The sequence below is a fragment of the Hyalangium sp. genome (assembly GCF_035629615.1).
Classification (GTDB): Bacteria; Myxococcota; Myxococcia; order Myxococcales; family Myxococcaceae; genus Hyalangium.
In genome coordinates this window covers 1-12,230 of the sequence record NZ_DASPHO010000301.1, presented here as the reverse complement: position 1 = coordinate 12,230, position 12,230 = coordinate 1, and the positions used below count along the sequence as shown (strand labels likewise).

Genomic DNA, 12,230 nt, shown 5'->3' with positions numbered 1-12,230 from the left:
TCCATCGCCTGATCCCCATGGTCACCTCGGCTCCTGACGACGTATCAGGTAGGGTGCCCACCAGATCAGACCTCTCTGCTGCTGTCGATCCCGCTCGTAAGTGCCCGCAACCACTCGATCTCAAACTGATCGGTGCTCTAGGGCTGCGCGGTGCGCGCACCGACGTGGCACTCGGCCCTCCGGCACTCGTCAGCTGTCCTCCTCTGCCTCTCTGCTCTCTCCCGTTCCCTTCAACACTGCCCCTCTCCTTCTTATGCGCCGGAGGTATCGCGAGGGCGAGGAAGCTGAGTCTCGGCGGCAGGACGGCGGGATGGCCGCCCTGATCCTTGGAGTCGGAGGCTGCATCGTGGGCTTCCTGGGCTTTGGAGCCGCCCTCTCAAAGGGGATGTAGCCTCGGTCGACGTTGTTCCGTTGGCTCCCGGCAAAGTCGAGCTTCTCCCGTCTCTCCAACCTCGGAAGGTAGACTTGACAGAGCGGCATGATGACTGCCTACGCTCTGGGTTGGCTGTCAAAGGAGAGGCATGCGGCAGGTTCTCGGATGGATGATGGTGTGGGTCGTGTGTTGTGCAGCAGGAGCAGCGGCGGGGGAGGAGAAGCCGGAGGAGCGGCTGCAAGCGGCGCAGACGGCCTATGACGAAGCGATGAAGCTCCTCAAGGCGGGCAAGTACGCCGAGGCTGTGACGAAGGGCGAACATGCGCTCGCGCAGCGGGAGGCGTTGCTCGGGGCCATGCATCTAGAAACCGCCCACTGTCTGGACTTGCTGAGCAGGTTGCACCGGCTTCAGGGGGACTTCGCTCGAGCCGAGCCACTGATTCAACGCGGGCTCGCCATTCGAGAGGCGGCCCTCGGCAAGGACCATCCTGACGCCGCCACCTCGCTCAGCAACCTCGCCATCCTCTACTCGGCCCAGGGCTTGTACGACCGGGCCGAGCCGCTCTACAAGCGCTCACTCGCCATTCGGGAAGCGGCGCTCGGCAAGCACCACCCCGACGTCGCCAACGCGCTCTACAACCTCGCCATCCTCTACAAGGACCAGGGGTTGTACGGCCAGGCGGAGCCGCTCTCCGAGCGCGCGCTCGCCATTCGGGAAGCGGCCCTCGGCAAGCACCACCCCGATGTCGCCGATTCGCTCACCAACCTCGCCACCCTCAGGCTGGCCCAGGACCGCCTCGGCGCGGCCGTTCCGCTGTTCACGCGCGCCTTCGCCGTGTCCGAGCAGCGCCTGCGCCAAGAGGCGCTCGACTTCTCCGAGGCGCGCCTGGCCGGCTTCCTCCAGTTTCTGCGCACCGGCGAGGAACGACTCTATGCGCTGCTGCGCGCGCATCCCGACAACGCCCGCGTGAGACGTCTGGCCCTGGCCGCCGCCCTGCTCCTCAAAGGCCGCTCCGTCGAGGAGATGGCCGGCATCTCCCATGCTGTCTACCGGAGCCTGGGCGCGCAGGATCAAGACACCTTCGAGCGGTTGCGCGGGCTGCGCACCCAGCTGGCCGGGCTCTCCTTCCAAGGCCCTGGCGGGCTGCAACCCACTGCCTACCAACAACAGCTCAAAGAGCTCGCCGCGCAGGGGGATGCCCTCGAAGCCGGCCTGGCCAGGCGCTCCGCACCCCTGCGTGCGCTGGCCGCGCTGCCTTCTCCCGCCACCATCGTGGACCGTGTCGCAGCGGCCCTGCCCAAGGACGGTGCCCTCGTCGAGTTCGTCACCTATGAGGACCGCCCGCTCGTGCCCAGGCCCGGCTCACCCGAGCCACAGCTGCGCTACCTGGCGCTGGTGCTCTTCCCTGACGCAACCATCCACGCCCTCGATCTGGGCCCCGCCGAGCCCATCAACCTCGCCGCGTCGCGCCTGCGAGACGTCCTGGCCAACCGGGATGCGACCTACCCGCCCCACGCTCAGGCGCTCTACCAGCTCGCGTTCCAACCGCTGCTTCCGCTGTTGGGAAAGACCCGCCGCCTCTTCCTCTCGCCGGATGGCCAGCTGGCCCTGGTGCCCTTCGCCGCCCTGCATGATGGCCACCAGTTCCTCGTGGAGACCTTCGACTTCACCTACCTCACCTCTGGCAAGGACCTGCTGCCCCGTCCCCAGGAGACAGTGCCCGCTGCCTCCGTGGCTGTCCTCGCCGACCCGGACTTCAGCGCCTCGCTCCAGGCACCCGCTCCCTCACTGGGAGAGGCTTCAGCGCAAGCCGAGCGCTCCTCCTCCGTCGAGCGCTTCTTCTCGTCGCTGCGCGAGGGCCCGGCGCACCGAGCCTGGGCCACCGTCCCACTGCCAGGCACCCGTAAGGAGGCCGAGGCCATCCAGAGCCTGCTTTCCCAGGCTCAGCTCTTCCTAGGCACGGAGGCCACCAAGCAGCGGCTGCTGCACCTGCCTACCCCTGGCATCCTCCACCTGGCCACCCACGGCTTCTTCTTGGAGGACGCCCCCTCTCCCACACACTCCCGCGCCGTCGCCCACTTCGGTGCTCTGGGCGAGGCCCCTCTCGCGGCCCGCCCCCCGGATCCCCTGCTGCGCTCCGGCCTGCTCTTCGCGGGGGCGAGCGCTCCAGCACCTGAAGCCTCCAGTCCCACCCAGCCCCCGCCTGACAGCGCGCTGGCGACAGCCCTGGAGCTCTCAGGCCTCAACCTGTGGGGCACCCAGCTGGTCGTCCTGTCCGCCTGCGACACCGGAAGAGGTGACGTCAAGCTCGGACAGGGCGTCTACGGCCTGCGTCGCGCCTTCCTCGTGGCAGGTGCCGAGACAGTCGTCATGAGCCTGTGGAAGGTCAACGACGACACCACTCGGCATCTGATGGAGGCCTACTACCGTCACCTGCTCTCGGGGCAGGGCCGCGCCACGGCCCTGCGCGAGGCCATGCGCTCGCTGCGTGAGACGCAGCCCCATCCTCACTACTGGGCTCCCTTCATTGCTCTGGGCCAGGACACCCCCTTGCGCGAGCTGGGTCCTGGCCCACGGCCGTGAACGACATGATGGCCCATGTGGGTGCGTGTGGCGTCCCTGGTGCCTCCACCTCGGGTAAACCTCACGAGGTTCCACGGCGTCTTCGCTCCAGGCGCGCAACTGCGGCCATTTCTGGTCCCCCCAGCAGGTGTGGAGGAGGCGAGGGTGGCGCCGCAGACAACTGCGAGGCAGGAAGAGAGGCAGGAGAGGACGCCGCGAGTGGACTGGGCCGAGTTGCTGAGGAGGACGTTCGACGTGGACGTCTTCGCCTGCGTGAGGTGTGGAGGCAGGCGCTGAGGCAGCTCCCTCAAGAGGGTGAGGAGCCGGGGCCGCCAGGAGTGAGCCCACCTCCTGTGGAGTGGTGGAGGAGGAGCCGAAGAAGGGGTGGGCTTGCCCCTCGACCCGATCGGCATCCGCCGGAGAGCGCGCCATTGTGGAGCACCTGGGATTGCCTTCTCGGCTTGCGCAGCGCATCTCGGGGGGGCGTGCTGTGCGTGGTGGGGTGGTCTTGTGTGGGTTCCTCCTAGCCGCCTTCGGGAGCTACCGCTCGGACGCGACTTCTGAACCATCGGCCTCGGCCGGGGCCTGAAGTCTGGAAGGGGCCTCCCCAGGGAGGCTCCTCCTCAGGAGCGCCTGCGAGTGGCACTCCAGGGCGATCCAGTGTCCGGGAGGGCAGGGCGTACCATGGGCTCCCATGTCGACGGAGGACAGCCACCGGCCTCCCGGGCTTGCCCCGACACTCCCGGGCACGGGTGCCGAGGTGCAGCCTTCGCGTAGGAAGCTCCCCCCATCCCTGGCGGAGCGGTACACGGACATCGAGCTGGCAGGTGAGGGCGGGGTCGGCACCGTCTACCGGGCGGTGGATCCCCGGCTGGGCCGGCCTGTCGCGCTCAAGCTGTTGAAGAGTGATGATCCGGCGCTCTGGCGCAGGTTCATCGCAGAGGCGCGGGCACAGGCGCGCATCCAGCACGAGCACGTGTGCCGCGTGTACGAGGCCGGGCAGGCCGACGGCGAGCCTTACATCGTCATGCAGTTCATCGACGGCCAGCCGCTGTCGCGGATGCGCGAGCAGCTGACGCTGGAGCAGCAGGTGAAGCTCCTCCAGGAGGTCTCCCTGGCCGTGCACGAGGCGCACCGGCTGGGGCTGATCCACCGGGACCTCAAGCCCGGCAACATCCTCGTGGAGCAGCGCGAGGATGGGACGTGGTGGCCCTATGTCGTGGACTTCGGGCTCGCGCGCCAGGCCGAGGACCGGGGCCAGACCCAGACCGGGGAGGTGCTCGGGACGCCCGCGTACATGTCGCCGGAGCAGGCCAATGGGGATGTGCACACGCTGGACCCCCGCACGGACGTGTACTCGCTGGGGGCCACGCTGTACGACGTGATCGCCGGGCGGCCTCCCTTCGTCTCGGATCACCCGTGGAAGCTGCTCTTGATGACGGCGCTCGAGGATGCGCCGCCGCTGAGCAAGGTGAGGCCAGGAGTCCCGAAGGCCCTCGAGACGATCGTGATGAAGTGCCTCGAGCGTGAGAAGGCGCGCCGCTATGACTCCGCGCGGGCGCTCGCGGAGGATCTGCAGCGGGCCCTGGCTGGCACGCCGCTCCAGGCGAAGCCCCCTTCCTGGAGGCACCGCCTCTGGAAGAAGGCCGTCCGGCACAAGCTGCTCACGGTGATGCTGGGGGCGCTGCTGCTCGGAGCGCTCGGGCTGGGCGGAGTCTGGCTCCAGGCGCAGCGGCACGCCGCGGAGCAGGCCCGGCTGGGGCAGGAGCTGGGTGAGCACGTGAAGGAGATGGAGCTGTTCCTGCGCATGGCCTACGGGCTGCCGCTCCACGACGTGGAGCGGGAGCGGGACGTGGTGCGCGCCCGGCTCGCGCGGATCACCGAGGGCATGGGCGCGACGGGCACGGCCGGCGAGGGGCCCGGGCACTACGCGCTCGGGCTGGGGCAGCTCGTGCTTGGGGACCCCGAGCAGTCCCGGGCTCACCTGGAGAAGGCACTCGCGGCGGGCTACTCCTCGGCGAGCCTCGAGCATGCGCTGGGGCGGGCGCTCGGGGAGCTCTTCCGGCGCGCCCTGGAGGACACCCGGCGCATCACCCACCCCGAGGAGCGAAGGAAGAAGGAGGCGCTGCTCGGCCAGGAGCTCCGCGAGCCGGCGCTCCGGCACCTCCGAGCGGCGGTGGGAGCCCGGATCGAGGTCCCCGAGTACGCGGAGGGGTTGATCGCGCTGTACGAGGGGGACCCCGAGGAGGCGATCGCGAAGGCACGGGCGGCGTTCGCCCAGGCGCCCTGGCTGTACGAGGCGAAGAAGCTCGAGGGGGATGCGCTGTACACGGAGGGCAGCAGGTACAGGCATGACGCGGCGTTCGACTACGAGAAGATGAAGGGGCTCTTCGACCGGGCCCTCGAGGCGTACCGGGTGGCGGCCGAGATCGGCAGCAGCGATCCCGCGGTGCACCGGGCACAGTGCGAGCTCTGGGAGAAGCTGGGGTGGGCGGCCTACTCGCGGGGCTTGCCGCCCGGCCCGCCACTCGACGCCGCCGAGGAGGCCTGCGGCCGCGCGGTGCGAGCCAGCTCGAGGGATGGGGGGGCCCGGGTGCAGCGGGCCCTGGTGCTTCTGGCGCGCGTTCATGTCCTGGGCGGCAACGCCTCGCAGGACACGCTGCCCGTGGTGGAGGAGGCGCTCGTGGCCGCCGAGGAAGGCATACGGGCTCGCCCTCGGGATGTCATGGCCCACTATGCGGCGGCCCAGGCCCTCTCCGTTCGGGGCCGGCTCCTGGCCAGGCTCGGCCGCGAGGCCTCCATGACCCCGGCGATCCAGGCGTACCAGCAGGTCCTCTCGCTGGATCCAGGCTTCACCTGGGCGCTCAACGAGCTGGGGGATGTCTTTCTCGAAGAGGCCAGGCAGGCCCTCGCGAGAGGCCAGGAGGCGGCGCCGCAGTTGGAGAGCGCGCTGCGCCAGTACGAGCGGGCCCTGGCGCTCGACCCGGGATTCGTGTTGCCCGTGGGCGGCCGGCTGGAGGCCGCGACGTTGAGGCTCGAGGCGGAGATCGCCCGCGGGCATGAGGCGCCCGAGGCGCTCCAGGTCCTCTCCAGCGCGGTGTCCCAGCTCGAGCAGACGGGCTCCGAGCCCACGGTCATCGCCCTGTGGAAGGCCCGCGCGCACAGGCTCCGGGGCCGCCATGACTTCGTGCTCGGCCGCGATCCGCGCGCCTCCCTGGAGAGAGCCTTCGAGGCGATTCGCGCAGCGGCGGGAGAGCTTCCGCAGGACTCCTGGCTGCTCGAGGAGCTGGCCCTGTGCCGCCTCCTCGAGGCCGAGCGCGAGCGGCGTCTGGGACAGGATCCAACGCCAGCCCTGGACAAGGCGCGGGCCGCGGTGCGGAAGGCGGGCGAGTCAGGCTCACCGCTGCGCTCCTCGTTCCACCTGCTCTCGGCGAACCTCGAGCTCACGGCACTCCGTGCGGCCGTGGGGCGCGAGGCCGGCCAGGAAGCACGCTTCACGGCGGCCTTCGAGTCCTTGCGCGTGCTGCTCTCCAGGCCTGGAAGCGGGAGCAGACCCTGGCAGGTGGCCGCCGAGCTCCACGCGGAGCACGCGGACTGGCTCTCCAGCAGGGGCCGCAGCCCCGAGGAGGACCTTCGCAGCGGCCTGCTCCGGGTGGAGGAGGCGCTCTCGAGGAACCCACGCAACCCGGAGGCCTTGTTCACGAAGGGGCGGCTCCAGCTCCAGCGGGCGCGCCTGTCCCGCACGCCGCAAGCGCGCACCGAGGAGGCCCTGGGCGCCAGCCAGTCCTTCGAGGCCGCACTTCAGGTGAACCCGCATGTGGCCCGGGAGCAGCCACACCTCACGAGGGAAGCCGAGCAGCTTGTTCGCTAGTCACCAGTCGCTGCGACCTTCAGGCAGCCGCAGGACACTTGGAGGACGGTGAACAGTGAGCAGCTTCAGGAGGCGCTTCCTCGAGCGCGTGCTCCCCCCGTGGAGGTCCCCCATGCTGCTATCCCCCGGTGTTCGTGTGCTGATGAGTTCCATTCTGGCGGTATTCCTCGGTTGTGGAGGCCTTGAAGAAGGCCCCGAGCCGAGCCTGGAGCCGGCGACTCTCGAGCAGGCGGAAGAGGACGAGCGTCCTCCTCCCAATGGGGCGAACGGCACGCGTCCCTCGTGCTTCTGGGCCCACGGCACCCAGCAGGCCTTGAGGACGCTGGGCGGCGCCGCGCTCGATCAGGGCGCGGGGTTGCTGCCGGGCATCTCCCTGGCCCAGGTCTCCCAGGAGTGCCGGCAGGTGCTCCGCTCCGCTGTCGAGTGCGCGCTCACCCCGGCCCAGTCCGTGCGAGACCCGGTGACGGGCGAGCTCTACACGGGGTGGTGGGGGCTGGCTCCCTCGTGGCTCGGCGGCGCCCTGGATGTCGACGGCCGCCGGTATGTGACGGGGTGCATGGTGCAGCGGCTGAACTCCTCCGGGACGTCCGTCCCCATTCTCCTGGAGGGGCGCCACCCGGCCATCGCCCGGAGCGCGATCTACAGTTCGCAGTATCCCATCGAGGAGTCGACCGTTTTTGGAGACCTGTTCTCGTCCCCCACGTTGCTGGAGGGGCTCCTGCCGGCGTTCCAGGTGTTCGTGTGCTGGGAGAGCCTGCTGCCCCAGTCCTGTGGCCTGCTGGGGCTGCCCTTGCTGTTCGAGGAGCGGGTGTGTGACGACGCGCCGCTGTGCGGCCTCGTGACGCTGGGGCCGTGCGACCTGCTCTGCGCGCAGAATGGCCCCTACTGGCAATGCAAGCCGGGCCTGTTCTCGCCCTGGTGGACCCAGACGGTGCGGGTGAAGCTGGAGACGGCGACCTGCCAGTGAGCGGAGGTCACCCTCTTCAGTGCGACGGGCGAGTTCCCGGCGGCGATGGACGGATACTATCCGGTGAAGAATCGGGCGTCCGCTCACATCGGAGACGACATGCTGATGTTCTCGTTGGTGGCCGTGGCGCTCGCCGCCGAGCCGACCCCCACCTCCACGCCGCTCTACCCGCCGGCAGAGGCCATCGCCGACGCGCTCTCCGGGCCGCTGGTCCCGATGGTCGGGGATACTGGCTTCGGTCCGAACGAGCGGCTCCCGGACTGCTTCTACCGAAACGATCGTGTGATCGTGATCAACCGCTACTGCAGCAAGCGGGAGATCAACACCACCGGCATCCAGATCATGCACCCCGAGCGGGGCGTGCTCTACTTCTACGCGGAGGCGCGCGCGCCGATCAGCTCGATCACCCGCGAGGACTACGAGCAGTGGCGCATCGAGGTGCGCGACCCGCTGCCCGGACTCCGCGTCGACTCAGCGCTGGCGGAGGTGCTGCAGTGGATGCACCGGAGAACGCGCGAGGCGCAGCAGGTGTGTTGGACCGGCTTCGGCTCGTCCGGCGGCGTCCCCACCGGGTGCCACTACAAGACGCCCGAGATCAAGCAGGCCTGGATGGACGCTCACAACGCCCTGCTCAAGAGCCCGCCCCCGGGCTGGTACGAGCTCGTCCGGGAGATGCGCGGCCTGATCGGCAAGAAGCCGCCGCCGGTGAAGGCCCCGCCCGCTGCCGACACCGCCGGACCCGGGGCCGCGCGCATCGTCGTCCGGGTGTTCGAGTACTTCACGCACCGGCCGGTGGTGGGCGCCCGCGTCCTCTTCCGCGAACCGGACGGCGCCGGGGAGCGCGTGGGAGTGACCGACGCCAGCGGCAGGGTGGCGGTGCAGACGCCGAGCACCCGCTTCGAGCCCGTGAAGGTCGAGCTCGAGGGGCTGATCCCGCCCGAGGAGCTGCGGCCCATCTGGGGCGCGTTCAAGACGCTCGACCCGACGCGCCACGCGCAGGGGAAGGACGAGGTCCGCTGGGAGCTTCCGGTCGTCCACCGGGCGTGGCTGGAAGCGAACATGAAGGTCCGGACCCGGGAGCAGGCCGACGCCGTGGCCGCCGACTGGGGGAGCGAGTGCGGGCCGGGCGGTCCCAGCGCGGTCGAGTTCCGCGAGGGCGCCTGGCACTACACCTTCTCGTGCCTCGTGATGTACGTCGACCCGTGGAAGGGGAAAGGCGGCGGGCGCAAGCTCCAGCCGGATCCTCCCAGCGCGGCCCCGCTCTACCCGCCGGCGGAGGCGCTGGCGGACGCTGTGTCCGGTCCGCTGCGGCATGTGGGGACCACCCTCTGGTACGGCCGCTTCGCGATCCCTTCGTGCATCTACCGGAACGAGAAGGTCTTCGTGATCAACTCGTACTGCACGCTGAAGGAGATCAACCGCACCGGGGTCATCGTCATCCACCCCGAGCGCGGCGTGGTGGCGCTCAAGGCGCGCGGCGTCCAGGACAAGCCGGTCAGCACGCTGCGGCGCGCGCAGTACTCCGAGTGGGGGGTCTCGTCGACGGATGGCCAGCGCGGCCTCACCCTCGATGCGAGCGCGGACGCGCTGGTCGCCTGGGAGGAGCGGCGCCACCGCTACTACCGAAATCCCGGCTGCGGGGCGGGGCAGGCCGGCTCGTCCTCCAAGATGCGCGGCAAGTGCGCAGAGAAGATGCCGGAGTTCGAGGCCTGGTGGCAGGGCGTGTATCCCCTCATTCTCGAGGCGCCGCCGGAGAGCTGGTATGCGCTCGTGAAGGACCTGCGCCAGCGCGCGCGCAAGGACGGGAAGCCGGACCCGCGGCTGGCGAAGGGCGCCCCGGAGGAGTGACCGGGGCTTTTTTCACCGTAGGTCCCGGAAAGCCGCCCTGATGCGTCCGCTGGGGAAGCAGCCCGCGTCCTTTCAAGACGCGCCAACACGAGAATTTCGTGCTTTCGCCTCCCCTTTCCCAGGAGTGTGCCCTCTGAATTGTCGAGACAGGCATCGTGGCATCCCGCTTGCTGAAGTGCCCACACGGGTCCAACAGGGACCTCTTCAACAAGGGGGATACATGCAAGCAAATCGCACGAGCTGGTGGATGGCCTCTCTGACACTGCTTCTTCCGGTGGGCGCAGCCTTCGCACAGGCCTCCAGCGACCTGGTGGTGAACGGCGGCTTCGAGTCGCCTGCCCTGGGAAATGGCTCCTGGAACGTCTTCCAGTCCGTCAGCGGATGGACGGCCCAGAGCGGCTGCGGCCTCGAGATCCAGAATCATGTGGCCGGCTCGCCGTTGGAAGGTGCGCAGCACGTGGAGCTCGACTCCCACTGTCCCTCCACGATCTTCCAGGACCTTCATACCGTGGCAGGCCGCGCCTACCTGCTCTCCTTTGGCTACTCCCCTCGGCCGGGCGTCGGTGACAACCGGATCCGGGCCCTCTGGGGTGGGCAGGTGGTGGCGGATCTGAACACCAGCGGCTCGGGCCTCGCGGATACGCGCTGGCAACATGTCACCTTGCGCGTCACGGCCCCAGGGAGCAGCACCCGCCTCACCTTCGCGGATACCGGCTGGGCCGACGCCCTGGGCGGGTACATCGACGCGGTGAGCGTCACCGACGCGTGCCAGACGGACCCGGGCATGCCCACGTGGGTCCTCAACGGTCCCAGCGAGATGACCCTGGAGTGCGGTGTGGACACCTGGGTAGACCCCGGCGCGCGGGCGGCGGACGCATGCGGCCCGCTTCAGGTGCACAAGTACAACTCCGGGGACGACGACGGTGACGGGGTGCCAGGCGACCAGGATCCGGATGATTACGGACCGGGCCCGCGCACCTCGGCGGAGGGGACGTACTCGGTGCAGTACATCGCATGGACTCCGATAGGGAACACGGTGAGCGCCATCCGCTCGGTGCATGTGGATGACCGGACGCCGCCGACGCTGAGGCTCCGGGGAGCCGCCCGCATGACCCACACGTGCGGCAGCGGGTGGGTGGACCCTGGGGTGGAGGCCCTGGACGCGTGCTACGGCAACGTGGCCCCTCAGGTGAAGGTGGCGGGTGACGTGAACGGGTGGGTCCAGGGCTCGTACACGCTGAGCTACACGCTGACGGATCCTGGCAACAACACCGCGGTGCCGGTGACGCGCACCGTGGATGTCGTCAACTGCCCCTGGTAGGGACTCACGGGAGGGAGACGGTCCAAAAACGAAGCCCGCTCGCCGGTCGCAACCCGTTGGGAGTGGCCGCTCGCCAGTCCCAACCCAAAAATAAAGCCTGACCTGGTGCTGTCGAATACCAAGATACCGTTCACCTGCTGGCGCTTATGGGTTGGGCCTCCCTGGGATGATTCTTGCCGCCATGGACCTCGAGGAGCTGCAGGCCTTCATGCACGTGGTGAGAGCGGGCTCGTTCCACGCCGCGGCCGAGACGCTCGGCATGTCGCGCACGACGCTGAGACGCCGCGTGGATTCGCTGCAGTCGCGCGCGGGAGTCCCGCTGCTGGAGAGCTCCCGGGAAGGCATCGTCCTGACCGAGGCGGGCAGTGTGCTCGCCGAGAAGGGGAAGGTGATGGTCGAGGAGGCCAGCGCGCTCATCTCTTCGGTGCGCGAGCTGGGGCGGGAGCCTTCCGGCATCATGCGCGTCGTGATGCCCGTGGGGGTATCGCCGCAGGCCTTCACGCAGATCTATGCGGCGCTGCGGAGCGCCTACCCACGCCTGCGCTTGCAGAGCCGCTTCAGCCACGATCCGCTGAGCGAGTCGCTCGTCGACACCGACATGGCGGTGCACTTCGGGGAGAACAGGCCGCGAGGACCGTGGCTGTCACACGTGGTCCTGCGCGTGCGCGAGTGGCTGGTCGCGAGCAACGCGTACCTGAGCCAACGCGGAGTGCCCAGGTCCATCGCCGAGCTGGCCGACCATGAGCTGTTGACGTGGCAGAAGCCCGGTGAGGACCCACGGGCCTGGCCCACCCTCAAGGGCGGGACCTTCCCGGTGGAGCCATCCCTGGTCGCGACGGACACCCACCTCGTCCGCCAGTGCTGCATCGCAGGGCTCGGCATCGGCCTGGTGCTGGACGCGATGCTGGAGGAGCCGCAGGAGGCCCTGGTCCCGGTCCTCCCCGACCTCGTGGGGCGCGAGCTGGCGTTGAGGATCTCGGTCCCCGAAGCGATCGCCGGCATTCCGAAGATCAAGATGGTGCTGCCCCACCTCCGGGAGCTCCTCGGCGACCTGACGTCGTGAGCAGGCCTGAACGCTGGGGGCTGTAGGCCCCCAGTCCTCAGAATCGGCAGGGGTGACGGCTACTTCAGGTGGGGCCGCTGAGAGCTAAGTCATCGGGGCTAAGTCTTTTCAGGGGGGGGTACGCAGCATGAGGCGGCGTACTGCTCCTGGTCGCTGCAGACGGCGCAGGAGGCGGACGGCATCATCATAGAATGCCTCCCGCTCTTGGGTCAGCATGCGGCTGA

6 protein-coding genes are annotated in these 12,230 nt (G+C 69.3%); all 6 read left to right on the top strand.

Annotated elements, in window-relative coordinates:
• Window positions 1–521: 521 nt before the first annotated feature.
• The 6 genes from VD972_RS15320 (at window position 522) to VD972_RS15295 (ending at window position 12,006) form a co-directional block, all read left to right on the top strand.
• A complete protein-coding gene (locus VD972_RS15320; protein ID WP_324987404.1) occupies window positions 522–2,957 on the top strand; it encodes a CHAT domain-containing tetratricopeptide repeat protein in 2,436 nt (811 codons plus the stop codon).
• Window positions 2,958–3,630: 673 nt separating this feature from the next.
• Window positions 3,631–6,807 (top strand): protein kinase domain-containing protein, encoded by a 3,177-nt coding sequence (locus VD972_RS15315; protein WP_324987401.1) that lies wholly within the window; start codon window positions 3,631–3,633, stop codon window positions 6,805–6,807.
• 112 nt (window positions 6,808–6,919) lie between these two features.
• Entirely contained in the window at window positions 6,920–7,774 is an 855-nt protein-coding gene (locus tag VD972_RS15310; protein ID WP_324987398.1) for a hypothetical protein, read from the top strand.
• Window positions 7,775–7,873: 99 nt separating this feature from the next.
• A complete protein-coding gene (locus VD972_RS15305) occupies window positions 7,874–9,622 on the top strand; it encodes a hypothetical protein (RefSeq protein ID WP_324987395.1) in 1,749 nt (582 codons plus the stop codon).
• Window positions 9,623–9,869: 247 nt separating this feature from the next.
• A complete protein-coding gene (locus VD972_RS15300) occupies window positions 9,870–10,943 on the top strand; it encodes a DUF5011 domain-containing protein (RefSeq protein WP_324987392.1) in 1,074 nt (357 codons plus the stop codon).
• Window positions 10,944–11,124: 181 nt separating this feature from the next.
• A complete protein-coding gene (locus tag VD972_RS15295) occupies window positions 11,125–12,006 on the top strand; it encodes a LysR family transcriptional regulator (protein WP_324987389.1) in 882 nt (293 codons plus the stop codon).
• The last annotated feature ends 224 nt before the right edge of the window (window positions 12,007–12,230 follow it).

Coding starts and splice junctions, on each gene's coding strand:
- VD972_RS15300 (WP_324987392.1), top strand. CDS start 9,870: ATGGCCTCTCTGACACTGCTTCTTCCGGTGGGCGCAGCCTTCGCACAG.
- VD972_RS15320 (WP_324987404.1), top strand. CDS start 522: ATGCGGCAGGTTCTCGGATGGATGATGGTGTGGGTCGTGTGTTGTGCA.
- VD972_RS15310 (WP_324987398.1), top strand. CDS start 6,920: ATGCTGCTATCCCCCGGTGTTCGTGTGCTGATGAGTTCCATTCTGGCG.
- VD972_RS15295 (WP_324987389.1), top strand. CDS start 11,125: ATGGACCTCGAGGAGCTGCAGGCCTTCATGCACGTGGTGAGAGCGGGC.
- VD972_RS15305 (WP_324987395.1), top strand. CDS start 7,874: ATGCTGATGTTCTCGTTGGTGGCCGTGGCGCTCGCCGCCGAGCCGACC.
- VD972_RS15315 (WP_324987401.1), top strand. CDS start 3,631: ATGTCGACGGAGGACAGCCACCGGCCTCCCGGGCTTGCCCCGACACTC.